Origin of the sequence: Psychrobacter cryohalolentis K5 (assembly GCF_000013905.1) — a bacterium.
GTDB lineage: Bacteria > Pseudomonadota > Gammaproteobacteria > Pseudomonadales > Moraxellaceae > Psychrobacter > Psychrobacter cryohalolentis.
This window is the reverse complement of the sequence record NC_007969.1, coordinates 2526035-2546534: the sequence shown is the minus strand read 5'-3', so window position 1 is coordinate 2546534 and position 20500 is coordinate 2526035. Positions and strand designations below refer to the sequence as shown.

Below are 20500 nucleotides of genomic sequence, written 5' to 3'. Positions count from 1 at the left end.
GTCTATCATTTAGAAATTGTTATTTACTTCTTATTGGCAGCGTCTTCAAATGCCTGCTTAAACACTTTACCAAGCAAATTGACATCATCGACACGGGCATAATTTAGACGTGTGACAAAGGCAATATGACGATGAGGGCCTTGCTCAGCCAGTGGCACAGCGACCGCATTTTGGTTCTGTAGATGCAGCTGGTCTAACGCCATTTCTGGCACTAACGTCGTACCCATATTAGCAAGTGCCATTTGAATAAGTGTGTTTAAGCTGGCATCTGAAAAGCTGGATTTCATCTGCGCACGGTCAAAATGGCAGACAGATAGCGTTTGGTCAGTCAAGCAATGCCCTTCGCCAAGTAACATGAGATTTGCCGTTGCCAGCTCATCAGCGTTGATCGTTTTGAGCTTGGCATGTACATCATTTTTTGGAAAGACGGCAAAGAAGTCTTCGCTCCAAAACTCAAAACTATGTAAACCATCTACCGCATAAGGTAGTGCAATAATAGCGGTATCAATATGTCCATAACGCACTTGCTCAAGCAAGCGTTCGGTTTGTTGCTCGACGATAGTCATACGAAATTCTGGATAGTGCTCACGCAGCGCAGGCAACACTTTTGGTAGCAGATAAGGTGCAATCGTTGGAATAATACCAACGGTCATAGGGTAGGCAAGGGGCGATTGATGGCTATGCGCACGGGTGGTCAAGTCGTTGACTTCAGAAAACACCCGCTGCGCCCGCACCAAGATATCTTCACCGATAGGGGTGATCAAGACTTGTTTATTATTTCGCTCAAAAATTTGTGTATCAAGCTGTTTTTCCAACTCAGCGATACCCAAGCTCAGCGCTGATTGCGAGATATTACAATCTTCTGCTGCACGTTTAAAATGACGGTGTTTGGCGACGGCTAAGGCGAACTCAAGTTGACGTAAAGTAATCATAAAACCTCTCTAATAATGAGTTTTTCATGCAATTTGTTTTACTTATTTATCTTGTGTACACTATCAATGTTCATTGATGTATAAATATAAAAAGTAGAGAGAATAGTTTAACAAGTTTAATAAAACAAAACATCACATTAAAAACTTTTAACTGGATTAACCATAGAATTCGCGTATAGTTTGTCAGGTAGCCCCGATAGTGTAAGGGTTAATAGATGCAAATCTATAAATAAATTTCAATTAACGAAACTTTAATCAATCAAAAAAAGGAGCCACTCATGGCGTCTATTATCAATCAAGAAATCCCAGAATTTTCAGCAGATGCGTTTGTAAATGGTGAATTTAAAACCATTACTTCAGAAGACGTAAAAGGCAGCTGGGCAATTTTCCTATTTTACCCAGCCGATTTTACCTTTGTTTGCCCAACTGAACTTGAAGACATGGCAGGTCATTACGACGAGTTAAAAGGTTTAGGCGTAGAAGTGTACTCAGTATCAACGGATACACATTTCACCCATAAAGCATGGCATGATTCTTCAGAAGCAATCGGTAAAGTAACTTACCCAATGATTGGTGATCCTACTGGCCGTATCACTCGTGGCTTTAATGTCATGATTGAAGAAGCTGGTCTAGCTGAGCGCGGTACATTCTTAGTAGATCCAGACGGCTTAATTCAAGTTGCTGAAATCCATGCTGGCGGTATTGGCCGTAGTGCAAAAGATATGCTACGTAAAGTAAAAGCGGCACAATATGTTCGTGAAAACGACGGCGAAGTTTGCCCAGCCGCTTGGGAAGCTGGTCAAGAGACTTTAAAACCAAGTCTTGATCTGGTTGGTAAAATCTAAGTAACTATTGCTTGGATAGTGTGACAGAAGGCAGTATCTGCTTATTCATCATACTAAATAAAGTATAAAAAACCCCATTAATGAACTGACCCCCAAATGTTGGACGGTTTAGTTTATATCAAGGACTGAGTTCTGTACTTAACAGGACTCAGTCCTTTTAGTTTGAGTTGAATTCTTTCATGATTATAGTAGTGAATATACTCATGAATCTGTTTCTCTAAACCTTCAATCGAATTAGGCTTTTCAATATAAATCGTCTCACACTTTAGGGTACCAAAGAACCCCTCCATGAGCGCATTATCCAAACAGTTGCCTTTTCTGCTCATACTTTGCTTAATACCATGCTGTTTCAGCACCTGTCCAAACAGTCTCATTTGATAATGCCATCCTTGATCAGAGTGCAGCATTAACTTGTTATCACGGCACGCTTTCGTCTTTGCCAAAGCATCCTCTAGCATCTTGCCAACTAAGTCATAAGTGGGTCTCTTTGAGAGTGTATAACTGACAATCTCATTGTTATAACAATCAAGTATGGGTGACAAATACAGCTTATCATCACCCACCTTAAACTCAGTAATATCGGTCAGCCAGCGCTTATTTGGTTTATCTGCATGAAACTGGCGTTTTAAATAGTTCTTCGCAATCTTACCTTGTTGTCCTTTATAGGAGCGATACTTCTGACGTCTTATCTTTGCGCTAAGCTTCATGTCATGCATAAGCTTAGCGATGAGCTTATGGTTATGATGACAATCTAGCTGCTTTAATGCAGCCGTGACTCTACGATAACCATACCTGCCTTTATGCTGATGGTAAAGCTCAGTAATACGCTGTTTTAAGTCTCCATATTTGTCTTTAACGTCAAACTGACACCTATGGTAGTAAAAGACACTTTTAGCCATCTTAGCGATGTTTAGCAAAGCAGATAAAGGGTGCTCTTGTCTTAGTGCTTCGATGAGCCTTGCTTTTTGCCTGCTTGTTCCTCCGCTTTGAGCAAGGCATCGAGCTTTTTTAGGTACGCAACCTCTGCACGTAGGTATTCATTCTCACGCTTAAGCTCTGCTAAGGTTTTCTCATCATCTGGTTTGCTTGTGATAAATGGCTTGGTCATGGCGGCTCTACCTTTAGGCTTGGTTATTAGTCCAGACATGCCTTGTTGTCGATATGCTTTGTGCCAGTGGCTAATTAAAGCAGGTGAGCTGATATTAAATGTTAAAGCGACCTCGGATTGACTTAATCCTTGCGTCAGCATGGTCGTAATCACTTTGTATTTAAACCCACTGCTGTATTTAGCCTTACTTGTCTTTGGCTTGATCGCGTCTATACCACCGCTTTGATATTGCTTAACCCATTTTTGTACAAGTTTCGAATCTACTTTAAACTTCTCACTTGTGGCAAGTCCGGTATGTCCTTGCAGATAGTATGCGATGACTTGCATCTTAAAGTCTAGATCGTAACGCATAAAAATACCCCCATAAGTTGTGTCCAACTTATGGGGGTCGGTTCATAACTTATGCTAATGGGGTTTTTTCTTATCTAAATTTTATCATTTTTCATGATAGCTAATGGTCTAAATAGCTGTTAGTTAGGCATGAGATCCTAATTTATTTTTATCGATTATTTTATAAATCTCATCTTTTAGATGCAGCTTGCGACGCTTCATCTGCTCGATTTCTTCTTCACGGCTAGCGTGCGTGACCATATCTTTATCAAGCTGATTGATTTGCTGGTCTAGCTGGGTATGCTCATCAAAGATAGTCGCAAAGTGACTGTCTTTTTGCTTAAGCTCAGCAATAATATCTTTGTTATCTTGCCATGTATCTGTCTTTCTCATCTTGTCATCCTTGTTATGAAGCGCAAGCTTGTATAAGCATCCGCGCATGGTCTTAAGATTGTTTTGATGAATTACTATAATTATGAGACTTAGATTTTATGGAACCGAACCGTTATTTAACTGAATAACGATGAGGCTTAATGCCAGCGAATCTACTTTTAAAAAGTATGTTTGATAAACAGATTTATCGAATACTTATAAAAGTAAATCTGCCATAACACGCATAGAATTCTTCTATCCGCTTCACTCGATTGTAGCGAAAAAAATACTTAGATACTATAGTTAGTATTGATTATCATTTAGAAGTAATTTTGAAATTAAATAAAAATATTGATTTATGATAGGTTTTATAAAACATAAGGTTTGAGTTTATCCGCTTGCTCAAAACTCTCAAACCTTTGATAATAGACGTATCAAAGGTTATATGCCGCATATAAATAGCAGTATTGGCATATGACTCTTACTCATTTAAACGCGCAGCACTGATGCTGACGTTACATATTCGATAATAACAAGGAACAATTATGATAGACCAAAGCTTATTAGATGCCGTAAAGAGCTATAGCGTAAATATGACCCGCCCAATCAGCTTTGTCTTAGGTAGTGGCGAGCATAGCAAGCGTGCTGAGTTGATTGATTTTTTGAGCAAAATCGCTGGTACGACAGATAAGATTAATTTTGACGCACAAGCTAACGATGACAGTTTGCCAAGCCCAATCAGTTTTAAAGTAATCAGTCACATTGATGGTGCTTTGACGGATACAGGTATTGTCTTTAGTGGTATTCCTGGTGGTCATGAATTTACTTCATTGATATTGGCGATTTTGCAAGCGGGTGGTCATACGTTAAAACTCGATGAAGGCATTCAAAAGCTGATTAAACGCTTTAATAAGCCACTACAGTTTCAAACTTACGTGTCGCTTTCTTGCCACAGCTGCCCAGAAGTTGTGCAAGCGCTAAACCAATTCGCGCTGCTAAACGATGACATCAGTAATGAGATGATCGATGGGGCACTATTCCAAGAGCAAGTAGAAGCGAATAATATCCAAGGCGTACCAGCAGTATTCTTAAACGGCAAGCCGTTTGCTAATGGTCTGATTGACACGGCTAAATTGATTGAGAAGTTACAAGAGCAATTTCCTGATTTGTTAGCAGAAGCTGAAGATGATGCTGAACAGTTAGAGCAACAAGATGTGACGATTATTGGTGCGGGTCCAGCTGGGGTTGCTGCTGCGATTTATACCGCGCGTAAAGGCTTAAAAGTTACCATGGTGGCTGACCGTATCGGTGGGCAAGTAAAAGATACGCAAGATATTGAAAACTTAATCTCAGTACCTTTAACCACAGGTGGCGAGCTCTCGGTGAACTTTGAAAAGCATTTGCGCGAATATAATATTACGCTTAAAGAGCACGTCAGCGTCAAAGAGATTAGTGAGACAGCTGATGAAAATTATCGCATTCATCTGAATACCGGTGAGACCTTTGAGACGCGTAGTATTATCTTGGCAACTGGTGCTCAATGGCGTAAGCTTGGGGTCGCTGGCGAAGAAGAAAACATCGGTAAAGGCGTGGCTTTCTGTGCGCACTGTGATGGTCCATTCTTCAAAGGTAAAGATATTGCCGTCGTCGGTGGTGGTAACTCTGGTATCGAAGCGGCATTAGACCTTGCTGGTATCGTGAAGCATGTGACCGTGCTTGAGTTTGCTGATGATTTGAAAGCGGATCAGGTATTGATTAATAAAGCCAAAGAAAAGGCAAATATCGATATCATTACCAGTGCAGCGACCCAAGAAATTAAAGCGACTGAGGGTAAAGTATCGTCTATTATCTATCAAGATCGCAATAGCAGCGAGAATAAAGAGCTTGATGTTGCAGGGGTGTTTGTACAGATTGGCTTGATACCAAATACTGGGTTCGTTAAAGGCTTCGTCGATTTAAACCGCTTTGGCGAGATTGAAATTGATGAGCGCTGCCGTACAGATCGCAAAGGTATCTTTGCTTGTGGTGATGTTACGACTGTACCCTTTAAGCAGATTAATATTGCGATGGGTGAAGGTTCAAAAGCGGCATTATCAGCGTTTGAATATTTGGTTATGCAGTAAGCCAGTCTTTAATATCTTCTAAAATAAAAAGCTCCGATATCCTAATAGGTATCGGAGCTTTGTTACTTATAGACGTTAAGTAAATGCTATTTAGCCAATATCCCTTCTACAGATAGTATCTCACCTGCTTCATCTTCTTCAATGATGCGAGTTTCTTTAAGTGCTGACTTTTGCCATGCTTGGACATGGGGATTGTCTAGAAGAGTCTGGCAATATTGTTCAGTAAGCGGTGTTAATATGATTCCTGAAGCCTTGGCGTAGGTTTGTAGCCGTAAAACAACAGGAGCAAAAAATGCATCAGCGGCCGTAAAATCACCAAATAAATAGCTATCTGGTGATCTGTTTGTTAAACAATCTGCAAAGATATACTCAATACGGGCAATATTGGCTAAGCAAGCGGCGCTCGGACGTATTTTAGCAGTCGCTCGAATGTTCATCGGCATCTCACCACGGATACCTATTAGCCCTGAATGGATCTCAGCAATGATACTTTGGCAATAAGCACTATTTATTCTGTTGCTAGTATTGCTCTCAGTATGAGACTTACTCAATCCTGTCCAAATATCTAAGTCTGTCAGATAATCATTGGCATGAATGGCAATCGCTAAAGTATCCCATATCGTAACTTTTTCATCACCTTGACCATAGATCAAAACCGGCACTTTTCCTGTTGGCGCATGTTCATTGAGAATGGGTGTCGCTGATGGATGAAACAGCTCAATAAGTTGCTCATCAAAGTCAATATTGAATGCTTTGAGTAGTAGCCAAGCTCGCAGTGACCATGATGAATAGTTTTTATTACCGATAATGAGTAGCGGTTTTTTCATAATCATACTCTATAGTTTTTTGAAAAGTAGCACTTATATGCTACTTGAATTAAACGATCTCGTTATTTAGGTATTTCATTGTGCAAATGCCCATCCGAAATTTGGACGGGCATAGCTTATAGTCTCATTAAGGCTTACTTATTCAATCAGTTTTTATTCCTAATCAGAAAAATAATCGGCAGTGCAATCACATACATTAGTACGCCATACAAGGCAGCAGGTAAGGCAATAACTGGCAATGTACTCACGCCCATAATAATAGGGGCTAAGGTAATCGCGGTCGTACTGTTTTGAATACTGGTTTCTATAGCGATGGTTTTGGTATCAAACCAGCTTAGCTGTAACGCCTTTGCCGTCAAAATACTGATGATAAATAAGGTGACAATAATCAGCACAAGCTCAAGTCCAATAGAAGCCAATTGCTCCTGTAATAGCTGCCAGTTGGTAGCAATAGCAGCAAGGACGATTAAGACAAAAAAGACACTGGCTAAGCCATTTAAGATGCCGCTTCTACGCACCATAAAATCAGTGAATTTATAACGGGCGAGCATACCTATCGTCACTGGCAAGGTGGTCAATAAAAACATGACAACGCCGATTTTTACTGCACTGATAGAGCCTGCTTGGTCTTTCATAAAGTGATTGAAAGCCAAGGTGATTAAGATAGGCAGGGTCACCACCGATAATAGACTGACTACGCCCGTGAGCGCGACCGACAGTGCTACGTTACCCTTGGCATAGTAGGTGAGCATATTACTGGTCACGCCGCCGGGACAAAAGCTAATCAGCATAATACCAAAGGCGATGGCAGGTGGTGGCGACATCAGTAAGACGACCGCTAAAGCCACGAGTGGTACAAAGACAACTTGGTTAATCAACCCTATAAAGAATGCTTTGGGGTGACTTGCAATAACCTTAAAGTCACTGGGCTTAAGCCCTGTTCCTAAGGTAAACATAATATAAGCAAGGGCTAATGGCAGCAGAGCTAATGCGGTATTACTCATGGAACATTCCTTGTAAAGTTAACGGTTATACTTGCATTATATTTATAACGCCCATTCCTTGTGGCGATATATTGCTTTACAGCATCTAAAATATAGTCTTAAATATTATAAAAGCCCATATGTTTATATGGGCTTCTTGGTTTATTGCTTTAAATTATTGATTATGATATCAGTCGTCTAGCAAGTCCATACGCTTAGCCGCTTCATAGATACCAGTTGAGCGATTGCCCGTACGGCAGAATATCAACATTGGTTGCTCAGCTTGATTAAAAAAGTCAGCAAACTCTTCAACATGGTTCTGATTGAGCTCACTACCAGCAAAGGACACTTCTTTATAAGCAAGTCCTGCTTTTTCGGCGGCAGCAGCAATCTCAGCACTGGTTGGCTGGTTCGGTTCTTCACCATCCGGACGATTGTTAATAATGGTTTTAAAACCATTTTCTGCAATCATCGGTACTTGGTCAGGGGTGATTTGTCCGGTAATACTCACTTGATGGCTCATAAGAGCTCCTTTTATTTTTTATATTAAAATTAAATGGATAGTACAAGAATACAAAGCCTAAGCGCAATGGATAATTTTCTAAAGATAAAGTATGTAAGCTTTATTGCCTTTTTATATCAACGCTTATATCAGCCCTTGCATCAATGCGCTTTGGTACAACAGTTTGGCACGTGCGCCCGTACCACAAAACATCAATATGGGTTTTGGCATCGTACGATAAAAAGCAGCAAACTGCTCCACAGTCGCCATACTTAAGCGCTCATCATCAAAGGGTAAATGCTGATAATTCAAATTGGCTTTCGCCGTTGCACTGCTAAAATCACAGCTATTAGGCTGCGAATCAACCTCAGCGTCAGGACGAATATTAAGCACAGAGCGGTAGCCAAGCTCTGCAATTTTGATACATTGGCTTGGGTAAATTTGCTTATAAATAGTTAAGTCATCGGTCATAAGTAATATCAATAAAGGTTATAAAAAAAGTAGAGGATATAATGAGTTCAAAAAAAGCGCTACAGGCTAGTAGTTTTTTTTAGTTGTCCTAATAATTTAGCATAACACAGCTTTTATCATATCTATATGTTATAGATAGCCATTAATTATTCTTAGCCTAATAAACAGTACAAATGACATTAATGAGTGTCTTTTAAACCATTAACTGCATCCATAGTGCTTAAATAAACGTGTCCCGATAAATCAGTAATCACCGGTGTGTGCTCAATGATGTCCATTACAGGGCCTTTAATAAAGCTAAAGCTCAAATGCTTATTTTGATTTAATAGCTCTTGGTTTAAGCTGATAAGCATCTCTTGTCCGGTCAAATCGATATGATTAACGGCCGACATAATAAGAATAATCTCGCTTGCCTCTGGATATTGACGCGTGGCTTGTACCACGTGACGATGCACTGATTCGCTATTACCAAAAAACAAGCTCTCATCAATACGCAGCATCAATAGATTGTGAAAGGTCACTACATCATGACGATTAATATTACGAAAATGACCTGTCCCTGCTAGCTGCCCAACGATAGCGACATGCGGTTTGCTTGACTGCCAAATCAAGCTAGCAAATGACACCATAAGTCCAATCACGAGCCCTGTATTTAACCCAAATATCAATACGCCGACAAACGCGGCGATAAAACTTGCTGCATCTAAGCGGTCGCGGTGCCATGCCGACTTTAGCGTCGCTATGTCAATAAGACCTATGATAGCTGCCATGATGGTTGCGCCCAAAATTGCATAGGGCAGCGGGGCAAGCAGATACCCGAATGCTATCAAGGCAGCTATCATAACTAACACTGTGACCAAGCTCGCTAAAGGCGTTTTGGCACCTGAATCGACATTGATAGCCGTACGCGAAAATCCGCCAGCGATAGGAAAGCTTTGAAAAAAGCTACCGGCAACATTAGCCAGTCCAAGCCCTGTCAGCTCGCGATTGGCATCAAATAGCTCACCGCGCAAACGCGCATAAGTGCTAGCAACAGAGCTGCTCGATACAAACGCAATCAGCGCCATCAGTCCTGCAGTCGGTAATAAATTGAGCGCTTCATGAAAGTCTGGCAGATATGGCGCTGTAAAGCTTGGCAGTCCTTTCGGTACATTACCAATCGTTGCCACACCGCTTGTCGTCCAATGTAAAACGATACTGAGAGCGATTGCAGCGGTCAGCAGTATAAGAGGAAACAGGCGCTCTGCCCATTTCGCATAAGAGGCGGATAACCAAGACTGCCAAACCCATTTTTTACCATAGCGATTAAGAAGCATGAGTGCAAAGGCGCTGATACCAATTACTAGCGTCAACGGATGCAGCTGATTGGCATACATCTGCATGCTCGATAAATAACCGATTAAGCCATCGCCTGAAATGGGTATACCAGTTAGATATTTAAGCTGGCTTATAAAGATAAGCACAGCGGCACCACTGATAAATCCAGCAGAGACGCCGCGGCTGATAAACTGCATAATCCAGCCCAATTTCAGCTGTCCTGCCAGCCACAAAATCGCACCCATCATGAGTGCTAGTAGGGCTGCCATCAGTACATACTGCTCAGCGCCCTTATCCGCATAAGGATGCAGCGCGCTTGCAGTCATAATAGCGGTCACAGCAGCAGGTCCGACGGCTTGTACATTACTAGAGCCGAGCCACGCATATACCGCCACAGGCACGATAGCCGCGTATAAGCCATAGACCGGAGGCAAGCCTGCCAAGACCGCATAGCCCAAGCTTTGCGGAATAACGAGCACACCAACGACTATCCCTGCAATGATATCGGTTGGCAAGGCAGACAGCTGATATTGACGTAACCAAACAGGTATCAGTCGAGTGGCAATAGAGGGCATGGCAGTACGTCCTCACAATAAAAAATGTTCATGAACATCAGAATTTAATCAATGAGATTTAGCCAATCATCTATGCCTCAGCAGGGGCACAAAAACGCTGATACAACAGCTCTAGTATGGCTAATGCATCATCACTAGCGATACTATAGTAAATCTGCTTGCCTTCACGGCGTGTCGTCACTAGCTCATCTTTACGCAAAATACCAAGCTGCTGCGATAAGCTTGGCTGCCCAACACCGACTAAGCTTTCAAGCTCACTGACGCAGTACTCTCCTTGAGTTAGTTGACAGAGGAGGAGCAAGCGATCAGGATGCGAGAGTGACTTAAGCAGTTGGCTGGCTTGCATTGATGCTTGCTGCATTTTTTCAGCAAGGTCTTTTGGCGCAACGCCGTCATTGCTGTCACCATTGGTATCAAATGTGCTCAGTACTGAAGTAGAAGTGATCAGAGCGAGCTCCTTAGATAAGAGATAAGAGATAAAAATATAAATGAAAAAATTGTATATAACTGTATAGGGTCAATTATCAATCATATCGCCATTTATAGCAAGTTATCATTATTTACATTATATAAATTGATATATTATAAAATAATTGCTATATTGATGCTTATAGCCAATTGATAGACTTATTTTAAATACGATAGATATCGTCCTATTATACGTAACAATTCATCGAAAATTAAAACATTCATATAAAAATGGAGAGTAGTCATGCAAGTTCATTCATTCTTACATAGCGATACAGAAACCTATACCCATGTGCTCGCCGACATTGAGCAGCAAGTGTGTGCGATTATTGATCCCGTATTGGATTTTGATGCCAAGTCAGGACGTACGCGTACAACGAGCGTCGATGAAGTAGTTGAATTTGTCAAAGAGCATGGTTGGGAGCTGATCTATATTATCGAAACTCACGCCCATGCTGATCATGTATCGGCAGCTATTCACGTCAAAGAGATACTTGGCGGGCAGTTAGTGATCGGTCAGCACATTACTGAAGTACAAAAAATATTTAAGGAGATTTTTAACTTTGATAGTAGTTTTCGCACCGATGCCGGTCAGTTTGATGTTTTGACCGATGATGGCGACACTTTAGCGCTAGGCGGCATTACTATTACTGCTATGTATGTCCCCGGTCATACGCGTGCTGACATGGCTTATCTTGCCACTGACGACGAAAAAACCGTGGTGTTTGTCGGTGATACTTTATTTGCCCCTGATGTGGGTACGGCGCGCTGTGACTTCCCAGGTGGGGATGCGAGAACTCTATACCAGTCGATTACAAAATTGCTCGAATTGCCCGAAGATACGATGATGTATCTTTGCCATGACTATCCCAGTAAGGGTCGTAAACATTGTCCAACTACGACGGTCGCTGCGCAAAAATTAGGCAATATTCATGTAAAAGAGGGTATCAACGAAGCAGAGTTTGTAGAGATGCGTGAGCGCCGTGATGCCAATCTTGAGATGCCAAGGCTTATTATTCCAGCAGTACAAGTCAATATCGATGCTGGTCATTTTCCAAAACATGAGAATAATGGTACACGTTATCTAAAAGTACCTATCAATGTCCTTGGGGAATAAACACCGTGTTAGTACAGTGCTGTTTCATCCAACTCATCCATGTCTTTTTATGATAATTTCATATTTATGATAATTTAACGGAGTCTTATTATGAGTGAAAAAAATGCTCATGTAGTATGCCCACATTGCCAAGCAACGAATCGTGTACCAGATTCCAAACTCAGTGCTGCACCAAACTGCGGTAAATGTGCGAAGCCTTTACTGACTGCAACGCCGCATGAGTTAAATGCCCAAACGGTGAGTAAAGTCATTCAAAAAAATGAAGTGCTGACCATCGTAGACTTCTGGGCCAGTTGGTGTCAACCTTGTCTTATGATGGCACCGGAGTTCAAGATAGCTGCCAGCCAGTTGCCACAAATCGTGTTTGCTAAAATACAAACCGATAAATATGAGCAAGCAGCGGCGCCTTATAATATTCGCAGTTTACCAACGATGGTAGCATTTAAAAATGGTAAAGAGATAGCACGGCAGTCGGGAGCGTTACCAAGCCATCAAATCGTGCAATGGGTACAAAGCTTAAAGTAGTTGTTATTGCAATAAATGCTGTCTCATAAGTCTGACTTTATTGAATTCAACAAAAAGCCAATACGTGTATCGCGTATTGGCTTTTTTATTATGCTGGATGAATTAGAGCAGTTTTAGCCTACTCACCATAAATCTTAATGCCATTAGCAAAGCTACAACGCTGAATACGGGCAGATTGGATAATCGCATCACGTTCGCCGTATAGACGCGATAACTTGGCATCACGAGCTTTATTGTTGTTGCTTTGACCAACCCCAAAGCTGATATTAGGGGAGATGCCCCAGCGCCCTGCAGATATCCCAACACCCACACCTGTCGATGCTAAGGTTGATTGCTCGTTACGGGCAGCATTCACATAACTATTAACACGGATATATTCTTGATTTAATGCTTGGCAATCATAGCTCTGATAGGTGCTTGGCGGGATATATTGCGGCGTAATATTACCCGTAGAAGCACAGCCTGAGAGACCAAAAATGCCAGCGGTTGCTAGTAATGCTGTTACAGTAAGAGTTTTCATAGCGGCTCCAGTAAGCTAATATTGCGTTTTTATTTATTTAAGATAGCAAAAATAGTCTCATTAAGATATTGAAAATACATAGAATATTTCGTCATTTTCATTGCAGGAGTATTTGTGCTTATCTAAGTGCTTATCAGAATAAGTTACCCGGTTTAGTAAAGGCAAGTATCACAATACCCACATATGCCGCCCCAGCAATGAGAATACCGGTTTTTCTTTGGCTCGGTGTTGCAGTATTATTAAAGGCTTTTATACTGGCGCTGATAGCAGCCACAAGCAAGATGATTTTGGCAAATACCCATTGTACAGGTGCATTGGCGCTCATCAATTGCATCAGCATACCAACGCCCGAAAGAATCATAACAGCGTAGAGGATGTGCGACGATATCTTGACCACGCGTGGTGCTTGCTTATTTGCGCTTAATACCAGATAGCTTTGATATAAAAACAGCACAATCAACAGCACGGCCATGAGCATATGTAAATGTTTCATTAAATATGGTTCCCTTTAAAATTATATTTTTCATCGATAGCATGTGATTATTTATTGCAAAAAATAAATATCATTTAGCCTTTATTTTGTCCAGCACATAACGGGCTATCAGGGTTTTGACCTTGCCACTCTGTCGGTGTATAGGCATGAATCGCTAAGGCGTGGATTTGACCACCTTTTGAGGTTAATAATGCATCTGCCAAATGATAAACCATTTGGTGACGGGCAACCAAGCGCTTACCTGTAAACGCTTCGCTGACCATAATAAGTTTAAAATGACTTTCTTTACCGTCAAAATAACCGGCATGATTCATTGATTCGTTAACGAGTTGCATATGCAGCGGTTGTAATTCTTGCAACTGCTGACTAAGTGCGTCGGCAGTAGGGGTGCTACTGGTGGTAGAGGTAATGGTAGTCATAACAATCCTTTATTCTATTAAGCTTCATTGTCGTTAGACAATATATCGTCACCATTATAGCAGACGCCGATATCGAGTCTGCATGGTATTGATGGAATGCATTCTATGAGTAACAGGTATAAAAAAGCAGAGCGCCACATGATGATATGGGCTCTGCTTGTCATTATTTATGAGTGTCTACTTCAAAAATTCTGCTTAAAAAACACTATTAACGACGTGCTCTTTGATAGAGCGGCATTACTTTTGGCATCAGTGACTGCAACTCAGCGATACGATTGCTACTGGTTGGGTGAGTGCTTAAGAATTGTGGTGGCTCGCCTTGGCTGGCGCGCTGCATTTTTTGCCACAAGGTAATAGCGGCTTGTGGGTTGTAGCCTGCACGTGCCATTAGCTCAAGACCGATTTGATCCGCCTCAGCTTCTTGGGTGCGACTATGCGGACGGCTCAAACCTAGGTCACCGGCGACGTTTGCAAGCTGAGCTTGACCTTGTGATAGACCAAAAATACTGGCTGCGACACCGATACCGGTCTGAGTTGCATATTGACGCGATAGGCGCTCACGTGAATGCTCACGTAAGGCATGAGACATCTCATGACCCATAATAGCAGCGATTTCATCATCACTTAAGTTCAGACGATCGATAATGCCTGTGTAGAACATGATTTTACCACCCGGCAGCACAAAAGCATTCAAGTCATTAGATTTAATCGTATGCACTTCCCATGGCCATTTTGCCGCATCAGGGCGATAGACGCCAACTTGATTGACCAAACGGTTAGAGATATTCTTCAAGCGATTCAGCTGGGCAGTGTTGGTATCAAGCAAACGTTTCGATCGTGCTTCTTGTATCGTTTTATTATAACTCTGAGCGGATAGTTGCAATACTTGCTCACTTGATACGAGTAGCAACTGCTGACGATCAACGCCAACGGCACCCGTACTGGTCGTGCTAGTACAACCTGTTAATGCCAGTGCTGACAATGAAGCTGCCATAACTGTCGTGGTAAGTAGTTTTTTCATAGTAAATGTCCTCGCTATAAATAAGAAAATTAAAGTAAATAACAGCAGTGTTGATGCAGTAGAGGTAAGGGAAGCTTATTATTGACGTTCTACTACCTTCTCTCAATCTACTAAAACAGTAAAATTCTACCTGAACCGTCCTTGTGCATAAGTATAATTATGTTAACTGTTGAAAACCAATAGAGCAAAAGTAACAATACAAGGTAGGATTGTAAGTGGTATTCATGTATAACTTGCTGATAAATCTGCTCGAATAATTAGCAAATACGTTAAAGAGAACATTTAAGCAATTATTTATAAAAATAATTGGATATCGATGGTTAGAAAAATAAACCATAAAATCAATTGTATATGAGAATTATCGTCCTAATAAACACCTAAAAGTTGTGATATCTATAAGAAAGTTAAAAAAACCTGTTGACACGCTCAGAATATTTGCTAAAATAGCCAGCCTATCGAGACGTAGCTGTTAGCAATAACGCTATAGATTGATATTAAGCGGGAATAGCTCAGTGGTAGAGCATAACCTTGCCAAGGTTGGGGTCGAGAGTTCGAATCTCTTTTCCCGCTCCAAATATGGCTTGTAAAAGCACTAAAGCCTCACTTCTTATAAGAAGTGAGGCTTTTTTTATGTCTGAAATTTGAGTTAGCAATCAGTTAGCAGCATCCACAGCCAATGGCAATGCCTATAGTGGCATGATACTCAGTCAAATATAAATCAATACAAAAACTGCGTGAACTTAGCACATTAGAACAAGCTATCCCACGCATAATTATTTCTAGTCAGTGCTTCGATCACAATCGCGTTGAAATAGTCGTATTGGCAACTGCTTATTCTTAAGATTGATGCAGGTATTAGCCATACGCTTTCAATAGCTATGCATTTAATAGTGCTGTAAACGAGCTGAGTAAATCTATATTGAGGAATCATTATGCAAGAATTTCAACATAAAGCATTTAACGAATTATTCGATTTGTCAGGTAAAGTTGCCGTTGTGACGGGCGGTGCAAATGGTATTGGTAAAGCCACGGCGCTACGTTTGGCAGAAGCGGGTGCTAACATTGCGATTGCTGATTTAAAACTTGAAGATGCACAAGCAGCAGTAAAAGATATTGAGGCGCTTGGGGTAAAAGCACTTGCCGTACAATGTAATATTCTAAAAGACGATGATTTGGTCGCTATGGTCGATACAGTAGTCGCTGAGTTTGGGACTGTTAATGTCTTAATCAACAATGCGGGCGGCGGTGGTGGCGGTCGTGAAAACCCAGATACAGCATCGGTCGATGACATTCGCCGTGATTTTGAGTTAAACGTCTTTAGTGGCTGGCGCTTAAGTCAACTGTGCGCGCCGCATATGAAAAAATCAGGATATGGCTCGATTGTATTTACTACCTCGATGTCAAGTGTTAATAAAAGCCCGAATATGAGCGGCTATGCAGGCTCAAAAGCAGCTGTCAATCATATGGTAGCAAACTTGGCACATGATTTCGGTCCTGAAGTACGCGTCAATGCAGTAGGTCCAGGGGCTACGCGTACCGATGCTTTGAAGACGGTGCTAACGCCAGAGATTGAGAAGAAAATGCTAGCAAATACGCCTATTAAGCGTTTGGGTGAGGCTGATGATATCGCTGGTGCTATGTTATATTTTGCTGCGCCAATATCGACTTGGGTCAGTGGTCAAACCATATTTGTGAATGGTGGTGGTGTACAGACTTTGGATTAATAGACAGTAGTTTTTATGATATAGGTGATCCACTTTTAAAAGAGTACAGAACTACTGGGTTTAATTATTCGCAGCCTCTGTCTGCGTAGGCACAGCAAGCAAGAAAAATTAACCCCAGTAGTGCTTTATAAAATTTGTATTTCTTTTATTTAGGACTGACTATAGGAACGGCACTTAATAAGAGATTGGGTGCCGTTTCTTTATTGTATAGTCGTTTCCATTTAAAAATAATATCGACTCTCATTATCTGATTTAGCTATGATTCACTAGCTCGCTTACGTCCCATTAAGCTATTTGCAACCCATGCCGGACCAATCAACAAGAATTGTAAATCTTCAAAAAAAGAAGGTTTTTTACCTTCAAGCTTATGACCGATAAACTGCCCAATCCATGCCACCACAAAGACAGCCGCCCAAACTTTAAAACCCCAAGGGAATAGAGTCATTACTGAAAGACAAATAAGAATAAAAATACCCATTGCCATAAATAGTGGCGTTGATAAGCGCATATAAAATAACAATACCAAGGCACTCATTATTAAGGTAAACCAAACGGATAGCGACATCCCCATCCCAAGTAGACTGACAAAAATAGCCGGAACACAGAGCCAATGGATTTTTTTATTGATAAGATTTTGATGACTGACTGAATACTCACTGAGCCATTGCTCAAGCGTACGTTTGGACATTCGTTTTTTCTGAGTGACAGACATACCAACCTCCTTGTTAGTAAATGAATGATTAATAGATAAATAAAGTTACTTACGACTACCAGTTGTAGCACTAATCTGAGTAATTCGCCATTTTATCTGTTAGACCGTAGAGTCAAATACTCTAATCTAAGACCCTTTCATCTACTCAAGCTGAAGTGCCACATTAATTTTCATATAGAATCGGCCTATTGGTTTTTATTTTCTGATATGTGTTGGTGTCTCGACCGATTCTTGCTCGCTGCGGTACCATTCATAAAGCCCGACAAACGAGTTTACTTGATACACCATGGTCTGAATGGCAAAGATGTAATTGCCTGACATCAAGTTTACGGTCAACCAAACGAAGTTGGATAAAATCCATAACCACCAGTTAAACGAATAGCGCAGAATCATCGCTGCCTGAGCGGTAATAGACAGTACGAAGGCAATAACATTAATCCAAAAGAAAGAAATAAGGCCTAAAAATTTACTATTATCATCTTCAACGACCGCATAACCATAGCTTGCTAGTAAATTATTTACCGTTGGGAATAAGGCAAGTCCAATCACCATAAAGCTAATGGTCAGTAGCCAAATCCATTTGCTCGCCGATTTGGGCACCATATCACCATCGGCATCAGTATGCTTTGACCAATAAAAAATACCATAGACATGGGTAAAGAAATTGAACAAAGGCGCAAGCATCAGACCAACAGCGCCAGATGTCGCTTGTACGACCACTTCACCGGCTGTCGCACCCATACCAAAGCCATTACCTAAGACGTTTTTTCGAAAGGATAATGAAACCACGCATACCAGTCCGATAAAAGACACGCCTAAGTAAAACCAATCGAGCGTGGTGTGTTCGGTGGTCAGCCAAAACCCTGTAGATAAGGCAAGCACACCGCAAATGAACCAAATGACAATCCATTGTATGGCCCATTTCCCAGTGATATTGTCTAGTAGCTTAATACGCATGGCGTTATATTCCTAAAATAAATAATAGTGTCAGTGATGCTTTTTTAATTTGGGTTATCTTTTACGGCTTTTGACCATAAATATACTGGTCGATAAATAACAATGCTTGCTGATAGCGCGCCTCATAATCTGGTTGATCAATCATGTGCGGCTTAATATCATGACGGGCGAAAATATCCAATAGACGCGCCTCAAAACGACCACGTGCCTCAGGTGTACCCAAAGAGCGCATACCATCATCAATCCAAGGCACATTGTTATCGAGCATAATTGTATGGTCTAAGCGAAACTCATCGATACAAGCAGCCACAAAAGGATGGGTGCGGCCCTCGTACTCTTCACAAAACGCTTGGGTCGTGACAAAATCGGTATCAATTATCGTCACTGGCACCGTGGCTATACTTGTTGCATCACGAATCGCTTGCGCATGGTGCAAGGCAATCGGTCCATAATCGCTATATTGTAGTCCAATTTCGGTGCCGCCCAAATCTGTACCGACATAAACCCGTCCCATCTCAAGCGCAAAGCTAGCACCATAATAATTGGCCAGCTTATGCACCAAGGTCGTCTTACCTGAGCTTTCGCCGCCGACAATAGCAACCGTCTTAGTATAGTTACTGCGTGCTTGCGGATGTAGCGCTGACCAATATGCGACCGGATTTCGTGCAATGGCATAAGAGTCAAAGTCAGGCTGTAACGGTGTTGTGACCACCTGCATGATTAGCTGCTTACAAATATCAGACTGTGCTAAAGGGTGGTTCTCTGCGACAAATACTACGGTTTCAGCAGGCAAGTTTAACGCATCTATCAAATGTTGCAGCTTAGCGTTACTGGCAGTGATATCAATCGTCACATCTGCAAAGCTTTCATGTACTGGTAGCTCAATCTCATCAGTGGTATGAATATGAATAAAAGGTAAATCAGCACAAGCCATTTGTAACCAACGCGCTTTATCTTGCAACGTGATTTTAAAATCTGGATGCGGCGACGGGTGGGTCATAATGACAAGATGTAAGTTTTTTGCTTGTCCTGCTGCGTTCAATATACTGCGCATTTGCCCCAAATGTAGCGGCTCAAAATGTCCAATCATCAATCCTGACTCGTACATAGCTGTCCTTATTCAAACTTACTGAGTGCAATTTATTTTTAGTTGTCTAAAGTTTTTAGTATTTATAAGCATGGTATAAAGGTTCGTGAATACTTACCCGTAGATTATTGTAAATAGTCCCTATTTTATGATGTATTCATCAATAAAATAATGATTTATCTGCTTATTATGTTTTCGTTTTACTAGATTATGATTCTAATAAATAAGTGATTATTTTTAAGATAGAATAATAATGTCTAAGCATTTGGTTTCATTAAAGAATATAGCACATGTAACAAAAGGTGTAATATGCGAGAAACAAAGCCACCTCTGAAACAATTTGAAATAACTATTTAAAATCAGAGGTTTACGGGTTTTAATGAGAGGTTAGAGTAAGCTTAAGTAGCATAAATTCACAAAGCACGTCTACACAGCCAACAGATATAAGAGAAATAATTGCTATACTTATTCATAAGTTTAAAGACAAACGTAAAACGTCTTTAAAATAAAATCATAAAGCAGTTCATAAAAGTAATACTAAAATAAATAATAAAAAGAGGTATTTGATTTGGCTAAGCTAGCAAAATTACATCGTTCACAGAATAATCGCATGATAGCGGGCGTGATGGGTGGCATTGCAGAATATGTCGGTTGGTCACCAACTTGGGTGAGAGTACTGTTTTTTATTATCTCAACTTTGAGTGCTGCAGTACCTGGTATTTTGATTTATATCATATTATGGATCATTATGCCGAAGGCAAATGGTCAGTCTTATCAGTAAAGTATTGATTTATAAGAGCAGTGATAAAGTAAACTAGTTCAACAAGAAATTGCAATACCCCAAAAAACAAAAAGCCTGAACAATCAGGATGCCCAAGACATACCTTTCCTCCTGCCCAAATGCTCACGCATTTGGGTATTTTTTTATCCATACCATTGATTGCTTTTAAGATTACAATTCACTCATAAATCTACTTATTGATGATCCATACACTGAATATTTCGGCAAAGGGTGTAAATTTAGTTCAGGTAAATATAGATAAAATAGTCAATTTTTAGTAAGGTGAGCAGT

General features: G+C 40.9%; 23 protein-coding genes and 1 tRNA gene. 7 read left to right on the top strand and 17 right to left on the bottom strand.

The features are described from left to right. Positions 1 to 23: 23 nt before the first annotated feature. On the bottom strand, positions 24 to 932 hold the full coding sequence (locus tag PCRYO_RS10630) for a hydrogen peroxide-inducible genes activator (RefSeq protein WP_011514394.1): 909 nt from the start codon (positions 930 to 932) through the stop codon (positions 24 to 26). Positions 933 to 1210: 278 nt separating this feature from the next. On the opposite strand from PCRYO_RS10630, the gene ahpC reads away from it, so the two are divergent. After that, entirely contained in the window at positions 1211 to 1777 is a 567-nt protein-coding gene (gene ahpC / locus PCRYO_RS10625) for an alkyl hydroperoxide reductase subunit C (protein ID WP_011514393.1), read from the top strand. Between the two features lie 113 nt (positions 1778 to 1890). Here the strand turns inward: ahpC and PCRYO_RS10620 are convergent, their stop codons facing one another. The 3 genes from PCRYO_RS10620 to PCRYO_RS10610 all read right to left on the bottom strand — a co-directional run bounded on the left by PCRYO_RS10620 (position 1891) and on the right by PCRYO_RS10610 (position 3608). Then, entirely contained in the window at positions 1891 to 2730 is an 840-nt protein-coding gene (locus PCRYO_RS10620) for an IS3 family transposase (protein WP_083759463.1), read from the bottom strand. Next, entirely contained in the window at positions 2718 to 3236 is a 519-nt protein-coding gene (locus PCRYO_RS10615; RefSeq protein ID WP_011513068.1) for a helix-turn-helix domain-containing protein, read from the bottom strand. Before PCRYO_RS10615 ends, PCRYO_RS10620 begins: the two co-directional genes overlap by 13 nt. 123 nt (positions 3237 to 3359) lie before the next feature. Next, entirely contained in the window at positions 3360 to 3608 is a 249-nt protein-coding gene (locus PCRYO_RS10610) for a YdcH family protein (protein ID WP_011514392.1), read from the bottom strand. A gap of 524 nt (positions 3609 to 4132) precedes the next feature. Here PCRYO_RS10610 and ahpF point away from each other — a divergent pair. Next, on the top strand, positions 4133 to 5710 hold the full coding sequence (gene ahpF, locus PCRYO_RS10605) for an alkyl hydroperoxide reductase subunit F (RefSeq protein ID WP_011514391.1): 1578 nt from the start codon (positions 4133 to 4135) through the stop codon (positions 5708 to 5710). A gap of 86 nt (positions 5711 to 5796) precedes the next feature. Here ahpF and PCRYO_RS10600 read toward each other — a convergent pair whose 3' ends face one another. The 6 genes from PCRYO_RS10600 to PCRYO_RS10575 all read right to left on the bottom strand — a co-directional run bounded on the left by PCRYO_RS10600 (position 5797) and on the right by PCRYO_RS10575 (position 10746). Next, the gene (locus PCRYO_RS10600; protein WP_041753237.1) at positions 5797 to 6537 is read right to left on the bottom strand and encodes a glutathione S-transferase family protein; all 741 of its coding nucleotides are present in this window, start codon (positions 6535 to 6537) and stop codon (positions 5797 to 5799) included. Positions 6538 to 6683: 146 nt separating this feature from the next. Then, a complete protein-coding gene (locus PCRYO_RS10595; protein WP_011514389.1) occupies positions 6684 to 7541 on the bottom strand; it encodes a bile acid:sodium symporter family protein in 858 nt (285 codons plus the stop codon). A gap of 169 nt (positions 7542 to 7710) precedes the next feature. After that, positions 7711 to 8043 (bottom strand): TIGR01244 family sulfur transferase, encoded by a 333-nt coding sequence (locus PCRYO_RS10590; RefSeq protein WP_011514388.1) that lies wholly within the window; start codon positions 8041 to 8043, stop codon positions 7711 to 7713. Positions 8044 to 8166: 123 nt separating this feature from the next. Beyond that, positions 8167 to 8493 carry a beta-lactamase hydrolase domain-containing protein gene (locus tag PCRYO_RS10585; RefSeq protein WP_011514387.1) on the bottom strand — a complete coding sequence of 109 codons (327 nt, stop codon included), beginning with the start codon at positions 8491 to 8493 and terminating at the stop codon, positions 8167 to 8169. Positions 8494 to 8672: 179 nt separating this feature from the next. Then, a complete protein-coding gene (locus PCRYO_RS10580; RefSeq protein ID WP_011514386.1) occupies positions 8673 to 10385 on the bottom strand; it encodes a SulP family inorganic anion transporter in 1713 nt (570 codons plus the stop codon). Between the two features lie 70 nt (positions 10386 to 10455). Beyond that, entirely contained in the window at positions 10456 to 10746 is a 291-nt protein-coding gene (locus PCRYO_RS10575; RefSeq protein WP_011514385.1) for an ArsR/SmtB family transcription factor, read from the bottom strand. A gap of 351 nt (positions 10747 to 11097) precedes the next feature. On the opposite strand from PCRYO_RS10575, the gene PCRYO_RS10570 reads away from it, so the two are divergent. Together PCRYO_RS10570 and trxA are read left to right on the top strand one after the other, a co-directional pair. Further along, the gene (locus PCRYO_RS10570) at positions 11098 to 11970 is read left to right on the top strand and encodes an MBL fold metallo-hydrolase (RefSeq protein WP_011514384.1); all 873 of its coding nucleotides are present in this window, start codon (positions 11098 to 11100) and stop codon (positions 11968 to 11970) included. A gap of 90 nt (positions 11971 to 12060) precedes the next feature. After that, entirely contained in the window at positions 12061 to 12495 is a 435-nt protein-coding gene (trxA, locus tag PCRYO_RS10565; protein WP_011514383.1) for a thioredoxin, read from the top strand. A gap of 118 nt (positions 12496 to 12613) precedes the next feature. On the opposite strand, the gene PCRYO_RS10560 is transcribed toward trxA, so the two are convergent. The 4 genes from PCRYO_RS10560 to PCRYO_RS10545 form a co-directional block, all read right to left on the bottom strand. Next, on the bottom strand, positions 12614 to 13015 hold the full coding sequence (locus PCRYO_RS10560) for a hypothetical protein (protein ID WP_011514382.1): 402 nt from the start codon (positions 13013 to 13015) through the stop codon (positions 12614 to 12616). Positions 13016 to 13148: 133 nt separating this feature from the next. Continuing rightward, positions 13149 to 13508, bottom strand: a complete 360-nt coding sequence (locus PCRYO_RS10555; RefSeq protein ID WP_011514381.1) for a SirB2 family protein — start codon at positions 13506 to 13508, stop codon at positions 13149 to 13151. 74 nt (positions 13509 to 13582) lie between these two features. Then, positions 13583 to 13927, bottom strand: coding sequence for a BolA family protein (locus tag PCRYO_RS10550; protein ID WP_011514380.1), 345 nt, complete (start codon positions 13925 to 13927; stop codon positions 13583 to 13585). A 208-nt stretch (positions 13928 to 14135) separates the two neighbouring features. After that, on the bottom strand, positions 14136 to 14948 hold the full coding sequence (locus PCRYO_RS10545; RefSeq protein WP_011514379.1) for a M48 family metallopeptidase: 813 nt from the start codon (positions 14946 to 14948) through the stop codon (positions 14136 to 14138). Positions 14949 to 15446: 498 nt separating this feature from the next. Between PCRYO_RS10545 and PCRYO_RS10540 the strand changes: the two genes are divergently transcribed. Next, positions 15447 to 15521: transfer RNA gene (locus PCRYO_RS10540), tRNA-Gly, on the top strand. 359 nt (positions 15522 to 15880) lie between these two features. Then, entirely contained in the window at positions 15881 to 16672 is a 792-nt protein-coding gene (locus PCRYO_RS10535) for a glucose 1-dehydrogenase (RefSeq protein WP_011514378.1), read from the top strand. A 256-nt stretch (positions 16673 to 16928) separates the two neighbouring features. Here the strand turns inward: PCRYO_RS10535 and PCRYO_RS10530 are convergent, their stop codons facing one another. The 3 genes from PCRYO_RS10530 to nadR form a co-directional block, all read right to left on the bottom strand. Next, positions 16929 to 17384 (bottom strand): DUF962 domain-containing protein, encoded by a 456-nt coding sequence (locus PCRYO_RS10530; RefSeq protein ID WP_011514377.1) that lies wholly within the window; start codon positions 17382 to 17384, stop codon positions 16929 to 16931. Positions 17385 to 17579: 195 nt separating this feature from the next. Beyond that, a complete protein-coding gene (gene pnuC, locus PCRYO_RS10525; RefSeq protein ID WP_011514376.1) occupies positions 17580 to 18341 on the bottom strand; it encodes a nicotinamide riboside transporter PnuC in 762 nt (253 codons plus the stop codon). A 61-nt stretch (positions 18342 to 18402) separates the two neighbouring features. After that, entirely contained in the window at positions 18403 to 19449 is a 1047-nt protein-coding gene (gene nadR / locus PCRYO_RS10520; RefSeq protein ID WP_011514375.1) for a multifunctional transcriptional regulator/nicotinamide-nucleotide adenylyltransferase/ribosylnicotinamide kinase NadR, read from the bottom strand. A 547-nt stretch (positions 19450 to 19996) separates the two neighbouring features. Here nadR and PCRYO_RS10515 point away from each other — a divergent pair. Next, the gene (locus tag PCRYO_RS10515) at positions 19997 to 20209 is read left to right on the top strand and encodes a PspC domain-containing protein (protein ID WP_011514374.1); all 213 of its coding nucleotides are present in this window, start codon (positions 19997 to 19999) and stop codon (positions 20207 to 20209) included. Positions 20210 to 20500 lie beyond the last annotated feature (291 nt).